This is a genomic window from Motilimonas thetidivivens (assembly GCF_046452435.1).
GTDB lineage: Bacteria > Pseudomonadota > Gammaproteobacteria > Enterobacterales > CBDFNC01 > Motilimonas.
This window is the reverse complement of record NZ_JBKFDK010000006.1, coordinates 24,573-46,012: the sequence shown is the minus strand read 5'-3', so window position 1 is coordinate 46,012 and position 21,440 is coordinate 24,573. Positions and strand designations below refer to the sequence as shown.

The following is a 21,440-nucleotide window of genomic DNA, read 5'->3' as shown; positions in this document are numbered from 1 at the left end:
GTGGCGTTAAGATATGCCATGGCTACAGCCTCGTGGTAAATGTAAAGTTAAGTCAAACTGGTGGTGAATATATTTATCTCAGGCATAATCAAAACTTTATTTATTTTACCAACACTCATGGATGCATAATGAAACCGATTACTAAATTAAGTTTGGCCGTGTTATTTGGCGCCACACTGGCTGCTTGTAGTGAACAACCTAAAACAGCAGAGACCGCTGCAGAGAATGCAGTGACAGTAACCGAACAAGCTTCTGAAGCGAAGACTGAAGCGCCGACAGCAGAGCCAACAACTCAACCTGAAGCGGAGCAAACTGAGTCAAAAAATGATGCTGAAAAAGACGAACACGAAGGCCATGCTCATAACGAAGAAACAGTGTTAACCGAAGCCGCCATCGCGACTGCAAACGACCCCTTCCAACAAGACGTACATTATCGCGTATTAGAAACCGCTATTGCTGCGCAACCTAATGAAGTATATGAATTTTTCTGGTATGGCTGCCCAGCCTGTAAGGCAACCGAACCTTTAATGTATAAATTAAAAGATAACGAAGCGCTAAAAGTCACAGCAAACGCCTCATTACTGAACCAAAACTGGGTATTTGATGCCGTTATTTTCCAAGCATTTAAACACTTTAATGTACTAGAAAAAGCACACCCAGCTTACTTTGAAGCGCGCCAAAATGGCACAGTGAAAGATCAAGCCAGCTTTGAAGCCTTCCTTGCCGAGCAAGGTGTTGATAAAGCAAAATTTGAAGCCTACAGTCAATCTGATGAACTAAAAGCGGCACTCGATGCGTCTTTTGCTGTTGAAAGTAAGCTGCAAAGCACAGGTGTACCCACACTTGTGGTCGGTGGTAAATACGTTTTACTTAACCGTGGCTTTGACAGCATAGAGCAAATGGAGCAAGCCATTGTGTGGTTAACTGAAAAGTAAGCGACATGAGTTAAAGCCTATGCTCATATTGCATAGGCTAATGCTTCAATAGCCCTGACACAAACAGGGCTAAATTCACTCATAACGAGACTTTGTTGCCTCTTCTACCGGAATAAAAATTATCCCATCCATAATTCTTTGCGGCGGTGTTTTTTCTGGATACCCCCCGTGGTAGTAAAAATAGAGTTTGCCTGAAAATAGTTTGTTCCCAATATTAGTTTCATCAAAATCAATAAATGAGTTAGGTAACTGCATTTTGCCTAAAACACCGTTTAGGCTATCCGTCGAATGATTAAACTTATAAGTATCAACTTGCCATTGTGTATGATCGGGCGTATATGGGGCATATGTACCACCGTTATCAATAACGCCTATGCTATAGGTAGATAAGTTGGGCTGATTAACCTTCATGGTCTCAGGAACCGTATCTGCCACCTTAGAAATGTGAATGTTATGACCCCAGATGGCAGTTTGCTCTGTCGCACCAAACCAAACCTCTCTTAACCAGCGCACATTATCTGCTGAGCTAATATCAGCAATAGGATAGTAAAGATCATTATTTTGCATTTTGGCATGACCCTGCATCCCCTTCACTATTTGTAACCAAAAGCTTGCATAGTCACGGAAATCACGTGGTTGCGTAGGGTCATAGGGGGGGATCGTTTCATTGGCAATCTGAGAAGTTAACTTAGCTTGTAATGAAACTAAGGCTGATATTAGGCGACGATGCAAAGTTACGTTTCCGTTGTAAACCACTTTTGTATACCAAGGACACATCATCAGTGGAGCAATTTCGTGAATAGTCGCCATATCCTCAGTATCAATTGCTTTATCCGTTAAATAATTTTCTAGCTCGTTTAGCATGACGCTGGTACCTAGCTCAGGCTTTACAACACAAGCGGGATCACTGTTAATTCGAGCATCGAAGCCAACTAGAATAAGCGGGTCATTTACCTGATCTAAGTCATTCACATAATTTACGATTTGAGAAACACCAAGACTATGACGATGCATAAACATATAGTTGGCATCGGGACCAGTGATAGCTTCGATCAAAGGCTGCTTACCCGTTAAATAATTTTCCCATGCGACAAGCCCATCATAAAAGCCAGCTTCAAACACGATCATGTCAAGCTGCCCCTGCTGGTGTAAACCCTTTAATAAACGGCTTTTTAAAAAATGTACCACAGAGCCACTATGTGAAGGCTCACCTAAACTGACTACATCATAATTTTTAACTCTTTCTATAATAGGAGAAATATCGGTTGGATCTGATTCAATATGAGTACTAGTGAAGGCGGTGTATTCAGGTAGTTGATAGCTGTCTAACTCCCCCGAGCCGCCGCCACAAGAGCAGAGCAAAACAATAAAGCTTCCGATAAGCAACAACTTCATAACTTTAGCCTCAATCATGTGAAAGAAAATCAATATAGCTAATAAAACAACACAAAAATGTGATTTTAATTTGATACAATCACTTTTATGCTATTGATTTATTTAATTTCGATAGTTTTTTATTCGCATTGATTTGTTTTACCTTGTTCCAAGCAAGAGCTTATCCAAGCGCTAATCACGAGATCTAGATCACATTAATATAAGTAACATTCATATCTAACATTAATCTAACCCTATTCTCTTATCGGACTGTTCTCCCTAAACTGCCCCCATCAGCTCAAACGCGCCACTTAGGCTGCGAGTTACTGATTCACAATAAGAATATAAAGGTAGACAATGAAAAAATTATCTCTTGCAATCGTATTAGCTTTAACTTCAGGTGCTGTATTAGCGGGTAACCCTTACGTTGGTGGTGGTGCGGGTTTATCTCAACACGAAGACACCTGTGACCAAGTGAATGCCGCATCTTGTGACGATAAAAGCCAAAGTTTCAATGGCTTTGCGGGTTACCAATTCAATGATAACTTCGCTATTGAAGCGGGCTACAACCACTTAGGTAAAACTGAGCTACCAGGCGAAGACAGTATTCTTCAGGGTATTAACACCTCTATCATTGGTCGTTTACCGCTTACTGAAAATGTTTCTCTATTTGGTGAAGTGGGTGCATTCGGCTACCGTTCTGACTCGCTAGGTCACCGTGATGAAGGGCTATCACCACTAGGTGGTGTAGGTGCGACTTACCGCATCAATGATACCTTAGACGTACAAGCACGCTACCGTCGCATTGAAAATATTGGCCGTTCACATAACGTAAAAACCGACGTGAACAATTTTGGTATTGAGTTGGTTGCTCATTTTGGCCGAGGCCAAGAGCAAGTGATAGCCGAGCCATTACCTGTCGAGCCAGAGCCAATTGAACCATCACCCGTTTATGAAACGCGTGTTAACCAATATGCTGACGCTGTACTATTTGGTTTTGATTCTTATGCATTAACTGACACAGCAAAACAACAGCTAGACCAAGCAATTGAATTCTACCGTGCTAGCGACACCGCTAAGATCCGTTTGATCGGTGCAACAGACCACTTAGGTAATAAAGAGTATAACGAGCGTCTATCACAAGCTCGCGCCACTTCAGTACAATCTTATCTAGTACAACAAGGCATCAAGCTTGAAGACATAGATACCAACTGGAAAGGCGATACGGATGCGAAAGGCGTTGCCGAAAGCGAACGCGCCCAAGATCGTAATGTGATCATCGATATCACTGGTGAAACACTAGTTGAAGTAAAATAATTTCGATAATAAATGACGCAGCGCGGTTTCAGCGCTGCGTAAATTAAATGAGTTTATAGAATTCCCCCATCACCATTTTACTGATATGTTACCGGCAAATACCCTAATTATGTCGGAAATGAAAAACGATCCTGCCGCGCTAACCAGCTTACACCAATCAAATCTAAACTTGCTTGTTAACCTTGCAGTGCTACTCGATGAAGCTCATGTCTCGCGAGCTGCAGAGCGTCTAGGCATGACCCAATCAGCCATCAGTCATGTTTTGAATCGAGCGAGGGATTTATTCGATGATCCCTTACTGATTAAAGGCAGTAAAGGCATGATCCTGACCAATCGAGCACACTCTCTAAAACGTCAGTTAACTGAATTTGCTCAAGTAACTAGCCTTGTTTTTCAAGGCGCGGAGTTTGACGCCAGCCGCGTGCGCGGGGTGATCCGCTTTAGCATGAATGATTTAGCGGCTAGCCTTTGTATACAAGCATTGCTAAACACATTTGCAGAGCAGGCTCCATTTTTAGAGCTAGAGTTAGTCTCTCCCAGTGACCAAATGGCAATACAACTCAGTAATGGCAGTTTAGACTTCGCCATCGGCGCGTTTAGCCAATTACCCGATAATTGTCACAGCATCGCCATAGGTAATGAGGCTTGGCATCTATTGCAAGGCCAACATGCCATGACAACCACAGAGCTGACTCATGCCAGCTATGCATTAGCGGAGGATCTGGACTTTACTCAAGCAACAAAAGCTAAACAAGCGGTCAGCACGACCGGCTTTCGCTCTAGCTCGTTACTGGTCATGTTAGCTGCGCTAAAAACCGAGTATTTCAGTGCCAGCGTACCAAACTCATTACTGCACTTGTTACTGCAACAACCAAACCAAGCCAACTATCACCATCGTCCTATGGGTTATGTAGAAAATTTAATGGTTTGGCCACAGCATCTTACTCACCAGCCGATGCATGAATGGGCTCGCGCCATTTTTTTAGATATCTATCAACAGCACGTTTTGCTTGCACCACTAAAGGAAGCCAATGCTCAAATCTGATTTATTATTATTGCAGCAAACAGATATGAATCTACTGGTTGCTTTGGCCGCTCTCTTAGAAGAAAAACAAGTAGGTAAGGCCGCCGAGCGGCTACAATTAACCCAGCCCGCCATGAGTCAACGCTTGGCAAAGCTGCGCCAAATATTAGATGACCCGATTTTAATTCGCGCCAATAAACGATTTGAATTAAGTGCTAAAGCGCTTAAATTAAAACCCCATTTAGAAAGTAGTTTAGCCGTTGCACAAGATATTTTGCATCCACCACCGTTTGATCCAGCAACTGCCAGTGGTATGTTTCGCTTTAGTGCCATTGATCTTGCTGCATCGCAATTCTTGCCTGAGGTGTTAACGCAACTTCGACAATCAGCCCCCAACCTTGCGGTTGAATTTGTTTATCGACCCAAAAACATCATTGAGTTACTAGAAAATGGTGAGTTAGATCTTGTGCTAGGAGGTATGTTTGATGCGCCTGCCAATATCCACGCAAGAAAAATTGCCAGTATTAACTATCGTTTTTTTGTAATGGCAAGTCACCCATTAGCCACAAAAACCAACCTCACTTTAGCTGATACGGCTCAATACAGTCACATTCGTTACAGTCCTACCGGTGCCGTTGAGCCCATGGTGGACAATCTCTATAAACAACACAAACTGAAGCGACAAGTCGCCTTGCATACGAGCTCTATGGCAGTGTTAATTGCTGGCCTAGAAGCAGGTAAGCATATTGCGGTATTGCCCAATGAGTTCACCACTCATGCAGCAACCAAACAAAGCTTATGTGCTTTAGACATACCTTGTATTGCCGCTGTCGATTTGATGCTTTACTGGCATAGTCGAAGTCATAAAGACCCATTACATCGCTGGTTTCGTCAACGTTGGCTAGAGGTCATTAAACAATATTGCTAAGACATTGCGAATGCGAAAAATGCGAAAAACAGGTATAAAAAAACCAGCCGACATGGGCTGGTTTTTCGAACAAGCTGACCGATTAAAAAATAATGTCTTTTAATGCTTGGTCTTTGCGATCGAGATAGTGCGTTGAATGAATTCGACGTACAGTTCTTGATTTACCGCGGATCACTAAGGTTTCCGTTGTTGCCAAACGGCCTTTCACCGCCACACCTTCAAGTAAATCACCTTTAGTGATACCGGTTGCCGAGAAGATAACGTTATCGTTTTGCGCTAGCTCTTCTAGGGTCAATACTTCTTTAACTTTAATGCCTAACGCTTCACAACGTCGTTCTTCTTCTTCGCCAATGCGAATGTTTTCTTCCGTTGGCTCTTTCACTAGCGGGCGAGGTAATAAACGCGCTTGCATGTTGCCATCTAAGGCACGTACCACTGCCGCAGAAATAACCCCTTCTGGCGCGCCGCCGATACAATAAAGTAAATCCACTTCATTATCTGGCATACAGGCCATCACAGAGGCCGCCACATCGCCATCTGGAATAGCAAAAACACGTACACCTAAGCCTTGCATTTCTTTAATGGCTTTATCGTGACGCGGCTTAGCCAAGGTGGCACACGTTAACTTGTTCAGTGGCTTACCTAACGCAAATGCGATCGCTTTCAGGTTTTGTTCAAGGGAGCGATTTAGATCGATAGCATCTTTAGCATCTGGACCAACAATTAGCTTTTCCATATACATATCAGGCGCTTTTAGGAACATGCCCTTTTCTGCCACGGCAATCACCGCAACCGCATTGGATTGACCCATCGCTGTCATGCGCGTCCCTTCAATCGGGTCAACCGCAATATCTACTGCATCACCTTTACCACTACCCACATGCTCACCAATGTAAAGCATGGGGGCTTCATCAATTTCGCCTTCACCAATAACGATTTCGCCATCGATATCAATTTGGTTCAGAATGTGACGCATCGCTTCCACTGCCGCGCCATCTGCTATGTTTTTATCGCCCCGACCAACCCACTTATACGCAGCCAATGCTGCTGCTTCAGTGACTCGGGAAATTTCGATCGCTAACTCACGTCTCATCTTTCACTACTCCAAGTTGCCGCGGTCGCGATATTAGCACATAACGACCTTATAACGGCATAGTATTAGCTGCTATAAATACAGTAATAAGTCTTTCAATCTGCTTAATTCGTATAACAGCTGGATTAATCTGTTTTAACAGGCGTATCTTATACCCAAATGACGCCAATATGATCCTTTTGCGATAAATTATTGGCGATAATCTACAGTGTCTTGACCTCGTATCAGCTAAGTTAAGACGAAAAGTTAGTATATGTTAAGGAATATCTATGGCAGGTTTACAACACATGATTAACGCCGACCAAGCTTTACCCGGTCGCCCACAAGCCATTTACACTCCAAGCGAACATTTTGTTTTTAATACACAATTACAAAGTGTAGCCGATTTTAAAAAGGTCTGGTTTGGGATGGGTTGTTTCTGGGGCGCGGAGCGCCTTTTTTGGCAACAAGCCGGCGTGAAATATACCAGCGTAGGCTATGGCGGCGGTTTTACTCCCAACCCGACCTATGAAGAAGTATGCTCCGGCATGACTGGGCATACCGAGTTAGTAGAAGTGATTTATGATCCTAACGAAATTACCCTATATCAGTTATTAACCCTGTTTTGGCAGCAACACAATCCCACCCAAGGCATGCGCCAAGGTAATGATTTAGGCACCCAATACCGCAGTGCCATCTATTGTGATAATGATGCCGATTTGGCTTTGGCGAAACAAAGCCAATCCTTATTCCAGCAAGCCTTGCAAGAAAAAGGTATTAACGCTCCTATTACCACCGAAATACTGCCTTGGCAGAGCTTTTACTACGCCGAGCAATACCACCAACAGTATTTGGCGAAAAATCCCAATGGCTATTGTGGCTTAGGGGCCAATGGAGTGTGTTTGCCGCCGCAACTTTAAGGTAATCATCTCGTTATTGGGTTAATAACTTAATTAATACTGAGGTATCCGAGCGCCCTTCGCCGCGTTGTTGTAGTTCGCTGTAATAGCTATCAACTAACTCGGTGACGGGTAATTTAGCGCCATTGCGCTTGGCTTCTGCAAGGCAAAAACCCAGATCTTTACGCATCCAGTCAATGGCAAAGCCAAAATCAAACTGATTAGCATTCATGGTACTGGCGCGATTTTCCATTTGCCATGATTGCGCGGCGCCGTGGCGGATCACCTCAATCACCTGCTCGACATCAAGACCTGCCTGCTGCGCAAAATGGATGCCTTCCGACAAACCTTGTAATAAGCCCGCAATGCAAATTTGATTCACCATTTTGCATTTTTGCCCTGCGCCATGCTCACCCAGCAAGGCAACACTTTTACTATATGCTGTAATAATTGCTTTGATCTGTTCAAATTCGCCCTGCTGCCCGCCGCACATCACGGTTAAACAGCCCTTTTCAGCCCCGGCTTGACCACCGGAAACAGGCGCATCAACAAACCCAATCCCTTGCTCTGCACAAGCTAGCGCTAGCTCTTGAGCTAATTCCGCGGAAGTAGTGGTGTGGTCGACCAAGATAGCCCCCGTTTTACAACCCGCCAAGATCCCTTGCTCGCCATATACCACAGAGCGTACATCTTGATCATTACCCACACACATCAAGATCACATCGGCATCCGCAACGGCTAAGGCTGGTGTAGCTGCGTTTGCGCCTTGGTATTGAGCGCTCCACGCTTGTGCTTTCGCCTGAGTACGATTGTAAACAGTGACTTGATGACCGGCCTGCTGTAAATGCCCTGCCATTGGGTAACCCATTACCCCCAAACCAATAAATGCTAATTTCATTGCGACCTCCCGTTCATTGATGTTATTGACTATAACCCTTCAGCAATAAATCAACAGCGAAAAAAGCTGCCATTGCCACCCCTAAGGTAATACAATTTTACAAAGCGTATTACCTTAGAGATTATTTATGAGCTGGTCCCCCACGCTAACCTCTTCGCTAAAGGGCTACCGCCAGTTAGCCGAGTGCATAATTAATGATATACACGCTGGCATTCTAGCGTCGGGACAACCCTTACCTGCTATCCGCCAATTGGCCAAGCAGCTGACGATAACCCCCACCACGGTTGGTCGCGCTTATCGTTTAGTAGAGCAAAAGGGCTATCTTGTCAGTCGCGTCGGTAAAGGGACGTTTGTTGCCGGTCAGCAAGATTTGAACAATGTGATCCAAACCGGCCAACAAAGTTGTAATTTGTCCATTATTCAGCCATTACCTGAGCTCGTTCAGTCTGACTTTGACCAAGTAATGGCTAGCTTCGCTACTCAGCCCATGGCCACCTCGCTGCTAAACTATCCCGATGAGCACAGCCTAGCCCCTTATCAACATATGGCTTGCCAATGGTTACAAAGCCTTGGCGTGAATGCAGACAATCCCACGCAATTGGTTTTCAGTCACGGCGCGCAGCATGCCTTGTATTTGCTGATTTCAACCTTAACCCAAGCCGGTGATAAGATTGCTTTAGAAAAATGGGTTTATCCGGGGGCCCTAACTATCTGCCAACAGCTTGGTCGCCAAGTGGTGCCAATAGAAATGGATCAACAAGGCATGTGCCCGACTAGCTTGGCCAAGACGTGTGAACAGCACAGCATTAAACTGGTGTTAGTGGTGGCCAGTTACCAAAACCCAAGCACCGCTATCATGTCACTCAAGCGTCGCCACAAGCTAGCAGCGGTGGTAAAAAAATATCGCCTATGGCTACTTGACGATGATATCTATGGTTTTTTGAACAAGGGCCAATATCCGCCCTTGTACAACCTTGTCCCTGAACGTTGTTTTTATGTTTCCAGCTTATCTAAAGCCATCTTACCCGGCCTTAGAGTCGGCTTTATTTATGGACCTGCGCAATTTACTGCGCAGTTAAACAACCAAGTCCGCCATCAGATTTGGATGAACAACGGCCTGAGTCTCGAGTTAATGGCTCGGCTCAGCCAGCAAAGGCGACTAGAAAAAATGATGGCTCAGCAAATATCACAAGCCGAGCAAAGACAAAAAATCATGCGGCAAACCTTAGGCCAATGGCATGTTGAATCCCAACTACGCAGCTATCATTGTTGGCTGTATCTACCTGAGTATTGGAATAGTGAATCATTTCGCCAAGCTGCCAGAGCAAACGGCGTGATAGTAAGCAGCGCTGCGCATTTTAGCGTTGATAAACACCAAGCCGCCAACGCGGTTCGATTGTCATTAATGGCACCCAGTAGCCAACAAGTGCTGCGCCAAGGACTAGAAACCCTAAATCAGCTACTTAAAAATCCTCCATCCCTGTAAACACTGTTGAACTTTTAAATTGATGTTTTTGTGGGACCTGAGCTTGCTCAGGGAATAAGCGATAATTATTCGCCGAGCGAGCTCGGCTTCTACATCTCAAAATCCCCCTAAGAGGGGGCATTTTGATTGTCTGTACTGTGAAAAATCTTATCAGCATTGCCTTCAACAAAGCCGCGATATAGCTCGCCATTGGGCAAAGGATAGCGCTGGGCAAATTCATAAAAACAACTGGGTATCACATGTGTTTCATCCAGAAAGCTCACCTTGGCACTATCCGCTAAAGTGGCAGATTGTGCTAAATAAACCTCTGCCCCCCCTTTGATTTCTCCTCCAGTCGCATTCAGTGCAAAACCCGCTTGATGCAATGCTTGGTTAACCTGAGCGAGATCCGAAAACCCTGTTAAGGCATTAACGTTCACCGTAAAATGATTGGCGCGATAACCCCAAGCCGCCAGCCAAGCTGCATATTCACTTTCAGCTAAGAGCGCCTGATAACAATGATATTGGGTGCGCCACAACGCACCGCTATAGAGCATTTCGGCGGTTCCTAAGATGGCAGGATCCAGCTGAGAAACCAGATCGCGAATAATGGCTTGCACCGTTGGCGAAAACTCAGCCACCTTTAGCTCACTAATAAACACCAACGGCACCGCAGGATCGGGGTGGGAAAAATGCTGAGCATTAAGCTTCTTCTGGCTAAATTGGTAACACTCTTTGGCTTCATAACCCAAAGCCAACCAAGGTTTAGCCAGCACATTTAAATTCACCTGAGGTAAATCAAACGTACGCAATGCAATATGGTCATTTTGTAGCGGGTGACCGCGCCCAAGTAATTGATGAATTTTTTCGGCGCTGGGGGTAACCGCAATAAATTGCTGCCAAAGCTGATCGAATAAATATTGCAGAGGGCGTTCCATAAAACCTCCTAAACCACAGAAAAAAGCCGCCTCAGTACAAGGCGGCGTTGCTCAAACGCTGAGTCCGGGCACCAAGGAGTTGGGAAGACTGAGTTGCTCAGCTTCAACCGATGCCACAGGATAAGAGCAATAATCAGCAGCATAATATGCACTGGGTCGATGATTCCCGCTGGCGCCGATACCACCAAAGGGGGCGGTGCTACTTGCTCCGGTTAAGGGCTTGTTCCAGTTAACAATGCCAGCACGAATATGCTGAAAAAAAGTTTGATATAGGTTGCTATCATCTGCTAACAAACCGGCAGATAAGCCAAAGCGCGTACTGTTGGCTATCGCAATAGCTTGCTCAAAGGTTTGATAACGAATGACTTGTAGCAAGGGGCCAAAGTACTCTTCATCAGGAAGCGCCTTAATGGCGGAGACTTCAATTAAACCAGGGCTAAGTAGCCCAGTGCCTTTTCGTAGTAAAGTCATGGGGACTAAAGCCTGTCCACCCAGCGATAACAAATGTTGTTGTGCGTCAAATAATTGCTGCGCCGCATCAGCGGAAATCACCGCGCCCATAAATGGCTGTGGCTGCGCATCAAAATTGCCAACCTTAATGGTTTTAACCGCTTTAATTAATGCCGCAAGGATATGATCGCCTTGTTCATTATTGGGGAGCAGCAAGCGCCTAGCACAAGTACAACGCTGGCCTGCGGTGAGATAAGCACTTTGAATGATGTGGTAAACCGCCGCTTGTATATTTGCGACTCCGGCCACGACCAAGGGGTTATTTCCGCCCATTTCTAAGGCCAATATTTTTTCCGGCTGATGGGCAAACTGTTGGTGAATGAGATGCCCAGTTCGACTGCTACCGGTAAAAAACAAACCATCTATATCTTGATGGCTGGCCAAGGCTTGGCCTGTCGCCGCATCACCTTGTACTAAGTTAATCACCCCTTCAGGAAGGCCAGCTTGCAGCCATAAACCTAAGGTAATTTCTGCCGTTTGCGGGGTTAACTCTGATGGTTTAAATACCACGGTATTGCCTGCCAACAGGGCTGGCACTATATGACCATTGGGTAAGTGGCCGGGAAAGTTATAAGGGCCAAATACAGCCACCACACCATGGGGCTTGTGACGGACAAAAGCTCGCCCATCGGGCAGCGGATTTTCAACCTCGCCAGTTCGCGCCTTGTGTGCCGTGATCGAAATAGCTATTTTGCCTATCATGGCTGATACTTCGGTTTCGCTTTCCCATAAGGGCTTACCGGTTTCCTTAGCAATAACATTGGCCAGCATGCCCTTGGCTTTGGTTAATTTATTGGCAAATTGGGTGAGTAACGCTTCGCGCTCTGCGAGGGAAGTTTGTGACCAGGTTAAAAAGGCTTTACGAGCAGCCTGCACGGCTTGATCCACCTGATCGGCATCGGCAGAGAGATCTTGCCAACAAATATCGTTATTGGCAGGATTAACTGAGACAATAGGCTCGCCACGCCCTTCAAGCCATATTCCGTTAATTAAATGCATCATGCCTCCTTGAACTCACTAGCGAGAATTCAGAACATTGATTGCGCAATTAAAGCGGTGCTACAAGGATAAAACCCGCACCGTATCGCCAGCCACGACTTGCAAAGCTTCGGCGACCTCATTGTTTAGCACCGCTTTATGGTGTTTCAATGACACACTAATTGAAGCCACCGTTGCACGAAAGTTTCGACAAGAGATATTACTGACGATATATTCAGCTTGGTCTATTGGCGCGCCAATTTCCACCTGCAAACGCAAACATTCTCGCACCGAGCGAATATGCTCAATGGGGCATTCAACGGTGGGGCCAGCATCAAAAATGTCGATATAACCATTCCTATGGAACCCTTCACTTTCAAGTAACTTAAGTGCTGGTAAGGTTTTTTCATGGACTTGGCCGATCACTTTTTGTGCTTGTGGGCTAAGTAAACTGATATAGATAGGGTATTTGGGCATCAATTCCGCAATAAATTGCTTGTTACCTAATCCAGTTAAATGATCGACGGTAGGAAAATCGACCGAAAAGAAATGTTGCTCTAGCCACGCCCAAAACGGCGAACGCCCCTCTTGATCACTGACACCGCGCATTTCCGCAATCACAGTACGAGCAAAACGAGCTCGGTGCTCTGCCATCAATAAAAAACGACAACGAGACAGTAATCGCCCCGCATGACCGCTACGATAAGGCTCACGTAAAAACAGCGTACAAAGCTCTGAAACACCAGTGTAATCATTACTTAAGGTTAAAATCTCGACGAGATTATAAACCCCTAAGGTCGGTGACGAGTGCACGACTTTTCCAACATGGTAATTGTAAAATGGGGCATTCATTCCCACCGCAGCTTCAATCGCTGTGGTACCGACAATTTCCCCAGAAACGCTATCCTCAGCGACCATCAGATAGCCTTGATCACCGGCTTGTTTAACTTCCTGCTCAAACGAGGCCATAGAATGGGTAATTTTGCGTTGTAGCAGGGCTTCATTAACGGGAAGGGAGGTAAAGCCAACGCCTGATTCTTGCGCCATCACAAGTAGCGCGGCAAGATCTTCAGATTTTATAGGACGGATCACGAGCATACACTGTACTCCATCTTAGACACTGCTGATAAAAATCAGCATGCACTGCAGCATGCGTAAAATAGGCGCCGCGGATTTAGGCGGCGCACTGCAGATTATTTGCCTACAACCTCTGCTATCGCGGTTTGTAGACGAGCAAATCCCAACTCAATCTCTTCATCACTGATGTTTAATGCTGGCGCAAAACGCAGCACATTAGGGCCAGCAACCAATACCATTAAGCCAGCACTCGCAGCCGCCACTAAAATATCACGGGCTTTGCCATGATACTCAGTCGTTAGTTCGGCGCCAATTAACAAGCCCTTACCACGAATATCAGCAAATAAGTTAAATTGCTCATTAAGTTTGGCCAAATGGCCTTTAAACACTTGCTCTTTTTGTTTGACGCCAGCGAGCATGGCTGGGGTGTTGACCAAGTCAAATGCCGCTTCGGCCACCGCACACGCTAGTGCGTTACCGCCATAAGTGCTGCCATGAGTACCCACTTTTAGGCTTTCGGCAATCTTAGTGGTGGTGAGCATAGCCGCAATAGGGAAACCGCCACCTAAGGCCTTGGCACTGGTCAAAATATCTGGCACAACCTCGGTTCCCATATAAGCATACAACTCACCAGTTCTGCCTACACCGGTTTGCACTTCATCAAAAATCAGCAAGGCATTGTGTTTATCACATAGCGCACGCACGCCTTTGATAAACTCAACATCCGCATTGATAACACCGCCCTCACCTTGCATTGGCTCAACTAACACGGCACAGGTTTTATCGCTGATTGCCGCTTCTAATGCCGCCAAATCATTGTAGTCAACATGGGTAATGGCGCCCGGCTTAGGACCAAAGCCATCAGAGTAAATCGCTTGGCCGCCCGCCGTTACCGTGAAGAAAGTACGACCGTGAAAGCCTTGGTTAAACGCAATGATTTCAACTTTATCTTCACCAAAATGCTCGATGCTGTAACGACGCGCTAATTTAAGTGCCGCTTCATTAGCCTCGGCTCCTGAGTTAGCAAAAAAGACTTTCTCGGCAAAGGTGGCATCAACTAATTTTTTTGCTAGACGCAGTGCTGGCTCGTTGGTCCAAATATTACTAACATGCCAGATTTTCTCACCTTGCTCTTTTAGCGCATTGACCAAGGCAGGGTGTGCATGACCCAAACAGTTCACCGCAATGCCACCCGCAAAGTCGATATAATCATTGCCTTGTTGATCCCAAACTCGAGAGCCTTTACCACGAACCGGGATCACTGCAGATGGTGCATAGTTAGGCACCATTACTTCATCAAATAAGGCTCTTGAAACCGCTTCATGTTCTGACATCACTACATCCCTCTTCCTAAGCGCCCAAAAATCAGCATAAACAACCAAAACATGTTAATGATTTGTTAATTATGTGGGCAAAGTTAAAAATCAACAATATTTACGCAAAAAAATCCATCTTGAGGGCCTAAATGAAACCAACAAGAAAAACATACTTAATCACAAATTATGAATAAAATAAACACAAAAACACTTGAAAACAACAGTCAAATCCAATTAAGGATGAATAAAAATTCACAATAGACATCAACAGCCTTGAATGAAGTTATTTAATAACTGCAGGCCTTGTTGAGATAGGATACTTTCTGGATGAAATTGCACGCCTTCAACCGCTAATTGCTTATGACGTATACCCATGATCTCTTTTGGTCCCAAGTGTTCGGTATAAGCGCTGACTTGAAAACAGTCAGGTAAACTTGCCGGCTCCAGTACTAAGCTGTGATAACGGGTAACCGTTAAAGGGTTTTCAAGACCGCTAAAAACCCCTTGTCCATCATGAGAAATTGGGCAGGTTTTGCCATGCATCACTTGATTAGCACGTACCACTTTGGCACCAAATACTTGGCCGATACTTTGATGGCCTAAGCACACCCCCAAAATAGGAATTTCTCCCGCAAAACGCTCAATGGCAGCCAACGAAATGCCCGCTTCATTCGGTGTACAAGGACCGGGGGAAATGACAAGGTGATCTGGCGCCATATCGCTGATCTCAGACAAGGAGATTTGATCGTTACGTTTCACTATGACTTCAACCCCTAGCTCACCAAAATATTGGTAGAGGTTATAAGTAAAAGAATCATAATTATCGATCATTAACAGCATGAATTACCTATTTTAATTAAAGTCGCAGCCACAGCTGGCATGCGATTATCCGACTAAATGGTCGTTATCATACCCAGAATCGACTAACAACAATAGCCATATGAATAATCTCACTGTGCTAGCCTAAGCAGAGGCAAAGATATTAATCCTAGTGATCAGCTTATTCAGTTTAGATTCAGGTAAATAAGCTATGATAGAGTGCTATTAGTCTATTCCTAACTCAATACAGGACAGTAATGGGTAACATCATGAAAAAAGCCATCACTCACTTCGCCATCGGACTTTCTTGCCTTGCCCTTAGCGGCTGCCAATTTATTATTGGCGATGAAGATAATTGGAAGAATTTAAGCTATTTGCGTACAGTGAACTTAATTGCACCGCAAATCGATGTGCAAAATACCGACTCCAAAGGAACATGGACGGAAGATCTGGCGACTAACCTAAATTATGGCGATTACTCAGCTCGGATTAAATTTGATTTAGGCAGTGACGAGCAGCGCGACTACTTAATCAAAGCCATTGATTCCAACACTCGAGAAGACATAGTCGAGACTCACCGAGTTACGCTTGAGCAAGGTATGGAGTACTTACTCTATCAATACGGTGATGTTGAACAAACCGGACTCACTCGACCATCCATGCGTCGTAGCCAAATTTTCACCACGGATGTAGGCACCGATTTAATTCGATTACGCTTTATTCATACTTACCCGCAATATTGGCAAGACATTGATATCTACGTCGATGATTATAGGCGCGCCAGTGATTTGTCATACGGGCAGGTATCAACCACTAGCTATATCAATGTTAGCACCAGCGGCGGTTACCGATTACGCGTTGTGAAGGCAAACCTTAATCCGGATGTAACAGAAAATCAGCTACTTGATACTAACCTCTATCTAGACAACGAGAGCAGCTACCAAGTGTTTGTTACACCTAAATCAAGCTCGCAAAGCCAAGTCAGCCTATTGCGTTATAAAGAGCCAACGGATTAATCTCATCTCATTGATCCCTATCAGCCCTTGCTGCGTTTAAACTCTAATCGAGTTCTTAACGCAGCAAGCACTTCATGTCTCAATACCATACCCTGCGCCTGATTTTAGGCGATCAGCTCAACGCTCATCATTCTTGGTACCAAACCAAAGATAGCGGGGTGCTTTACTTGATTGCCGAGCTAAAACAAGAAACCGATTATGTGGTGCATCACGTACAAAAGGTGTGCGCGTTTTTCGCTGCGATGCAAGGCTTTGCTAACGCATTAAAGCAAGCGGGTCATCAGGTATTGCATTTAACCTTAGATGACAGCCAAACCTATCAAGACTTACCTGATTTACTCATGCAGCTATGCCAACAACATGGCATTAGCCAGTTACAGTTTCAACGCCCCGATGAATATCGATTGCGCGAGCAACTGGTTAATTTACAAATAGACAAGGTGAATATCAGTGAGTGGGACAGCGAACATTTTTTAGTGCCTTTTACCGAGCTAGGAGATTATTTCGCTCCAAACAAACACGTATTGATGGAGGGCTTTTATCGCAAGCTGCGCAAACGCTTTAACCTGCTGATGGAAGATGATGTCAAGCCTCTTGGTGGCAAGCCTATGGGTGGAAAGTGGAATTATGACGCGCAAAACCGCAATAAGTTTAAGAGCGCCGATCTCGCTAACATTCCCGCGCCACTGCTATTTGAAAATCAAATTGGTGGCATTCTCGCCCGTCTTCAACGCCATAATGTAACAACCCTAGGGGTAGCTAACGATCCTTTACCTTGGCCAGTTAACCGCCAGCAAGCACTCGCGTTATTGGATTATTTCTGCCAACACTGCTTACCCAATTTTGGCCAATTTCAAGATGCGATGACCGCCCATAGTCCGCACCAATGGAGCTTGTATCATTCGCGCTTATCCTTTGCTTTAAATGCCAAGCTCTTACATCCGATGCAAGTGCTCCAAGCTGCTATTAACGCGTTTAAGCTGCGCCCCGAACAAATCAGCTTGGCGCAAGTGGAAGGTTTTGTAAGGCAAATTTTAGGCTGGCGCGAATACGTACGCGGCGTGTATTGGGCCAATATGCCCCATTATAGCGAGCTAAATAGCCTCGATGCCCAGCGAGCCCTGCCAGCATTTTATTGGCACGGTAACACCAAGATGAACTGCATGGGCCATGCCATCAAACAATCCCTTGAAACCAGCTACGCTCATCATATTCAGCGTTTAATGATCACCGGTAATTTCGCCCTGCTCACTGGCATTCACCCCGACGCCATGGATGAGTGGTATCTAGGCATTTATATCGACGCCATTGAATGGGTGGAAATGCCCAACACCCGCGGTATGAGCCAGTTTGCCGACGGCGGCATTATTGCAACCAAGCCCTACGCCGCCAGTGGCAATTACATCAATAAAATGAGTGATTACTGCAAAGATTGCCACTATCAAGTCAAGCAACGTGATGGCGAAGGCGCCTGCCCCTTTAACAGCTTATATTGGCAATTTATGATTAAACACCGCGAGCGCTTAGCCAACAACTCACGCATTGGCATGGTGTATCGCAATTGGGATAACCAAACGCCCGAGCAACAGCAAAGTATCTTAGCTCAGGCGCAGGATTATTTAGCCAATATTGAGTCGTTATAGCCTTGTGAGAGCTGGATCTGTGGGAGCCGCAGTCATACGGCGATAAATTGTTAGACTCAACAAACCCAATCGCCCCATAACTGGGGCTTCTTGTATGCTGTACTGGTTGATCGTTGGTGGTTTTTGTAAGACCTGAGCTTGCTCAGGGAACAGGCGATGATTGCTCCCCGAGCAAGCTCTGCTTCTTATATCCTAAGTTAGCCGATTATGCGGCAACTGCTGGCACTGTGTCAGTTGGTGCGGTCTCTGGTTCATTGACTAAATTAGCTAACCAACGCTTGCCGTGGATCCGTCTTAATACCAAGACTATCTTAACGACCTCTTCGGTTAAGATTGCCATGATCACCCAAGGTAAGGGCCAACCTAGAACAAAGATGGTAAACAAGGCGATCGGAATGCCAATCCCCCATAAGCCAAAGATGTCGATAAAGGCAGCGTATTTCATGTCACCACCACTGCGCAACGCGCCCGAGATCCCCATCATGTTGAATACACGTAGCGGAATGGCAAAAGCCAAAATCAGCAGCACTTGCAGCGCCATATCTAACTCAGGTGTATTAAGCAGGACTAAGCCATGCTTGATCCAATCCAACCCAAAATAAGTCAGCGGACCAATACACACGGCCATGCCCACACCGGTAATAATTAACAGCCAAGCTTTATTCCACGCCCGTTCGTATTGCTCGGCACCGAGCTCTTGCCCGACTAGAGTCGCCGTTGCCACGCCTAGACCAAAAAAGCCAGATAAAACAAGCGATTCAATGGGGCCAAGAATACTCATTACAGCAAGGGCGCTAATGCTAATGTGGCCGAGTAAAAAACTGTAAGTGACCGTACCTAGAGCCCAGCCCCCATTTTGCAACATTGCAGGGAACGCTATGCTGAGATAACGCTGACGCGCTTTTTTCACTAAGCCATCTTTATAATCTTGCCAGCATGGTGCGTATTGGCCGCGCCATTTGTACATGTAAACCACCAGCATCAGGGTTTGCACAAAACGCGATATAGCCGTACCTATAGCAGCCCCCATCACGCCCCATTCGGGAAAGCCCCATAGGCCAAAAATTAACAACGCGTTTAAGGCAGCATTAAGTACAACGGCAAAAACACTGATATAAGTCGGCATTTTTGCTTCACCCACAGCGCGCAGCATGGACTCAATCGGCACGGCAATAGCGGTGAAAATGACAGTCCACCCGGTTAGCAATAAATACTGGGTCGCTAACTGGTTAAATTCACCTTCTCCCCCTGCCAATCCTATCACCCAGTTAGGCGCAACTAGGTAAAGCAAAGCGAAAGGCACAGTGATCAACATAGACATCATAAATGACTGAGCTAAAGTGCGCTTAACACCTGCAATATTATTTGCGCCGAAATATTGCGCCGCCAAAATAGCTACCCCAGCACTGCTACCGATAATAGCCAGTAGATTAAAAAACAGCACTCGGCCGCCAAGACCAACAGCCGCAACCGCATGGTCACCAAGGCTTGCCACCATCAACGCATCAATCAGAGCCAACATAGAAAACAGCAAAGATTGGATCGCAACAGGAATAGCTATGCTACGAACTTGACGCCAAAAGTGGCTATCTGCTGATTGAAAAAGGGCTTTCATAATGACTCCAAGTGATCATTGATACAATAAGCAATAGGATACTCTTTAGCCAAAAAAAGCGATTATGCTATACTCGCACCAAGTTATTAAAAACTATCATTAGATAAAATGCCAAACTCGCCCTGTGATTTTACAATTTCGCCAAAATGCCAGCAGAAAGTTCTTGGCGAAGAAGAACTTGCAGCATTAAGCGCTCAACAAATCATTCAGTGCGGAAGTTGTCTTGCAGTAGAAGAGTTTTCAATTTCTCGTCCAAACCCTGATTTTGTGACCTTGCTCTTCACCTTCCGTGGCAAAGGGCGACTGCACACTAAAGCACAAGACTATGACCTTGAGCCCGGTAGCTTGCTGATCATTCCATGCCATTTAGCTAATCGTATTGAACTGGCCGACAAAGAGTGGCAGCTAGCTTGGATGATGATGCAGCCCAGCGCCCCCTTAGTGCAAGGCATTAAAAAGCAAGTACAACTGTTGTATATGCCTTATGGTGAGCTGTTAAAAAACAGTATTGATGGATTAGTATTAGCACAAAGCTTGCCTGATCTGTCCCACTCAAAGCTCCAACCTTTGCTTATTGCACAGATGATCCAAGTACTATTGGCGAGCTTAGCGGAGCAATCAGCCCATGACCGCCAAGCCGTGCGTTTACGCCAAGTGTTTGACAAAGTAGAACAAAATTTGGACTGCGACTGGAGCGTTGAAGAGATGGCCAAACTGGCTCATTTTTCTGCGCCCCATTTTCATCGCTTATGTAAGCAATACTATCAACGCAGCCCGCTGCAACAAGTGATCCATTTAAGAATGACCCAAGCCAAGCGGCTATTAAGCGGTACCGATTGGCCTATTCAAGATATCGCCGAGTTGGTGGGATACAGTGAACTCACCAATTTCTCCACCCGGTTTCGCAAGCTGCATGGCGTCAGCCCCAGCGAATTTAGAAAGCAGCACGCTAGTTTTGATAAGACTGTGCTAGCCACTGCACAATCAGATTAGTCCCCTGTTCGGGCGATATGCTCGAGGTATCTAAGGTGAAGTCATAATTAAATACCTTATGCACTAGCGGGTACTCATATTCAGCCAAACCGATAGCACGATCGCCTCGTGCTAACTCCCGACGCTGAGCCTCGGCTAAATCACAATAGACACCGATAACACAAACTTGATACGGGCTGAGTAAGGTCATCAAGCTGTCCACTTCTGCGCTATCAATCCAAGCATTGTCGATAATCAGCTTGCAACCTGCATCGAGTAAACTAGGTAAGCAGCGATGATAACCATCCACCAGCTTTGCATAATCATAACCGCCTCGGGTGATGGGCTCGCCTTTCATCATGCAGGCCAAATCACTTGGTGGTAACGCATAAAGCACGCTATCAATGCTAAAGTTCAAGTATTGCTGCGCTAACTGCTCTTGCAATAGTTTAGCCACGCTGGTTTTCCCTGAGCTTCCCGTTCCATTTAATATAATGACTTGTGGCAGCATACTTTCCCTCCAATGATTGAAATTCACTCGGCCTAGTTACCAAATAAGATATTATATTCAGATGGTTAAAGAAAAGGTTATTGCAAGTCAAGTCAGTGCTAGGGGGGGGAGTGAAAGCATTGACCAATACTGT

At 45.4% G+C, this 21,440-nt stretch carries 19 protein-coding genes; 9 read left to right on the top strand and 10 right to left on the bottom strand.

Annotation, left to right across the window (positions count from 1 at the left end):
* Positions 1 to 128 precede the first annotated feature (128 nt).
* Complete coding sequence (locus ACK8OT_RS06395; RefSeq protein WP_410195668.1) at positions 129 to 935, top strand: DsbA family protein; 807 nt, start codon at positions 129 to 131, stop codon at positions 933 to 935.
* A gap of 75 nt (positions 936 to 1,010) precedes the next feature.
* Here ACK8OT_RS06395 and ACK8OT_RS06390 read toward each other — a convergent pair whose 3' ends face one another.
* On the bottom strand, positions 1,011 to 2,330 hold the full coding sequence (locus ACK8OT_RS06390; RefSeq protein ID WP_410195667.1) for a hypothetical protein: 1,320 nt from the start codon (positions 2,328 to 2,330) through the stop codon (positions 1,011 to 1,013).
* 336 nt (positions 2,331 to 2,666) lie between these two features.
* Here ACK8OT_RS06390 and ACK8OT_RS06385 point away from each other — a divergent pair, with 336 nt between their 5' ends.
* The 3 genes from ACK8OT_RS06385 to ACK8OT_RS06375 all read left to right on the top strand — a co-directional run bounded on the left by ACK8OT_RS06385 (position 2,667) and on the right by ACK8OT_RS06375 (position 5,578).
* Complete coding sequence (locus ACK8OT_RS06385; protein WP_410195666.1) at positions 2,667 to 3,626, top strand: OmpA family protein; 960 nt, start codon at positions 2,667 to 2,669, stop codon at positions 3,624 to 3,626.
* Between the two features lie 109 nt (positions 3,627 to 3,735).
* Positions 3,736 to 4,671: a LysR family transcriptional regulator gene (locus ACK8OT_RS06380; protein ID WP_410195665.1), complete on the top strand. Its 936-nt coding sequence runs from the start codon at positions 3,736 to 3,738 to the stop codon at positions 4,669 to 4,671.
* Positions 4,658 to 5,578 (top strand): LysR family transcriptional regulator, encoded by a 921-nt coding sequence (locus ACK8OT_RS06375; RefSeq protein ID WP_410195664.1) that lies wholly within the window; start codon positions 4,658 to 4,660, stop codon positions 5,576 to 5,578. Before ACK8OT_RS06380 ends, ACK8OT_RS06375 begins: the two co-directional genes overlap by 14 nt.
* Positions 5,579 to 5,660: 82 nt before the next feature.
* On the opposite strand, the gene glpX is transcribed toward ACK8OT_RS06375, so the two are convergent.
* The gene (glpX, locus tag ACK8OT_RS06370) at positions 5,661 to 6,671 is read right to left on the bottom strand and encodes a class II fructose-bisphosphatase (protein ID WP_410195663.1); all 1,011 of its coding nucleotides are present in this window, start codon (positions 6,669 to 6,671) and stop codon (positions 5,661 to 5,663) included.
* 269 nt (positions 6,672 to 6,940) lie between these two features.
* On the opposite strand from glpX, the gene msrA reads away from it, so the two are divergent.
* The gene (msrA, locus tag ACK8OT_RS06365) at positions 6,941 to 7,570 is read left to right on the top strand and encodes a peptide-methionine (S)-S-oxide reductase MsrA (RefSeq protein ID WP_410195662.1); all 630 of its coding nucleotides are present in this window, start codon (positions 6,941 to 6,943) and stop codon (positions 7,568 to 7,570) included.
* A gap of 13 nt (positions 7,571 to 7,583) precedes the next feature.
* Here the strand turns inward: msrA and ACK8OT_RS06360 are convergent, their stop codons facing one another.
* Positions 7,584 to 8,447, bottom strand: coding sequence for an NAD(P)-dependent oxidoreductase (locus ACK8OT_RS06360; protein ID WP_410195661.1), 864 nt, complete (start codon positions 8,445 to 8,447; stop codon positions 7,584 to 7,586).
* Between the two features lie 127 nt (positions 8,448 to 8,574).
* On the opposite strand from ACK8OT_RS06360, the gene ACK8OT_RS06355 reads away from it, so the two are divergent.
* Positions 8,575 to 9,933 carry an aminotransferase-like domain-containing protein gene (locus ACK8OT_RS06355; protein ID WP_410195660.1) on the top strand — a complete coding sequence of 453 codons (1,359 nt, stop codon included), beginning with the start codon at positions 8,575 to 8,577 and terminating at the stop codon, positions 9,931 to 9,933.
* 107 nt (positions 9,934 to 10,040) lie between these two features.
* On the opposite strand, the gene ACK8OT_RS06350 is transcribed toward ACK8OT_RS06355, so the two are convergent.
* The 5 genes from ACK8OT_RS06350 to ACK8OT_RS06330 form a co-directional block, all read right to left on the bottom strand.
* On the bottom strand, positions 10,041 to 10,850 hold the full coding sequence (locus tag ACK8OT_RS06350; protein ID WP_410195659.1) for a DUF1338 domain-containing protein: 810 nt from the start codon (positions 10,848 to 10,850) through the stop codon (positions 10,041 to 10,043).
* Between the two features lie 51 nt (positions 10,851 to 10,901).
* Positions 10,902 to 12,362: a succinylglutamate-semialdehyde dehydrogenase gene (astD, locus tag ACK8OT_RS06345; RefSeq protein ID WP_410195658.1), complete on the bottom strand. Its 1,461-nt coding sequence runs from the start codon at positions 12,360 to 12,362 to the stop codon at positions 10,902 to 10,904.
* Between the two features lie 57 nt (positions 12,363 to 12,419).
* Positions 12,420 to 13,436: an arginine N-succinyltransferase gene (gene astA / locus ACK8OT_RS06340; protein ID WP_410195657.1), complete on the bottom strand. Its 1,017-nt coding sequence runs from the start codon at positions 13,434 to 13,436 to the stop codon at positions 12,420 to 12,422.
* A gap of 95 nt (positions 13,437 to 13,531) precedes the next feature.
* Positions 13,532 to 14,749 (bottom strand): aspartate aminotransferase family protein, encoded by a 1,218-nt coding sequence (locus tag ACK8OT_RS06335; protein ID WP_410195656.1) that lies wholly within the window; start codon positions 14,747 to 14,749, stop codon positions 13,532 to 13,534.
* A gap of 246 nt (positions 14,750 to 14,995) precedes the next feature.
* Complete coding sequence (locus ACK8OT_RS06330; RefSeq protein WP_410195655.1) at positions 14,996 to 15,571, bottom strand: anthranilate synthase component II; 576 nt, start codon at positions 15,569 to 15,571, stop codon at positions 14,996 to 14,998.
* Positions 15,572 to 15,819: 248 nt separating this feature from the next.
* On the opposite strand from ACK8OT_RS06330, the gene ACK8OT_RS06325 reads away from it, so the two are divergent.
* On the top strand, positions 15,820 to 16,566 hold the full coding sequence (locus ACK8OT_RS06325; RefSeq protein WP_410195654.1) for a DUF4397 domain-containing protein: 747 nt from the start codon (positions 15,820 to 15,822) through the stop codon (positions 16,564 to 16,566).
* A 74-nt stretch (positions 16,567 to 16,640) separates the two neighbouring features.
* On the top strand, positions 16,641 to 18,209 hold the full coding sequence (locus ACK8OT_RS06320; protein ID WP_410195653.1) for a cryptochrome/photolyase family protein: 1,569 nt from the start codon (positions 16,641 to 16,643) through the stop codon (positions 18,207 to 18,209).
* 205 nt (positions 18,210 to 18,414) lie between these two features.
* On the opposite strand, the gene ACK8OT_RS06315 is transcribed toward ACK8OT_RS06320, so the two are convergent.
* A complete protein-coding gene (locus ACK8OT_RS06315; RefSeq protein WP_410195652.1) occupies positions 18,415 to 19,824 on the bottom strand; it encodes an MATE family efflux transporter in 1,410 nt (469 codons plus the stop codon).
* Positions 19,825 to 19,932: 108 nt separating this feature from the next.
* Here ACK8OT_RS06315 and ACK8OT_RS06310 point away from each other — a divergent pair, with 108 nt between their 5' ends.
* Positions 19,933 to 20,817, top strand: coding sequence for an AraC family transcriptional regulator (locus ACK8OT_RS06310; protein ID WP_410195651.1), 885 nt, complete (start codon positions 19,933 to 19,935; stop codon positions 20,815 to 20,817).
* On the opposite strand, the gene ACK8OT_RS06305 is transcribed toward ACK8OT_RS06310, so the two are convergent.
* On the bottom strand, positions 20,774 to 21,307 hold the full coding sequence (locus ACK8OT_RS06305; RefSeq protein ID WP_410195650.1) for a chloramphenicol phosphotransferase CPT family protein: 534 nt from the start codon (positions 21,305 to 21,307) through the stop codon (positions 20,774 to 20,776). The genes ACK8OT_RS06310 and ACK8OT_RS06305 overlap by 44 nt on opposite strands.
* Between the last annotated feature and the right edge of the window lie 133 nt (positions 21,308 to 21,440).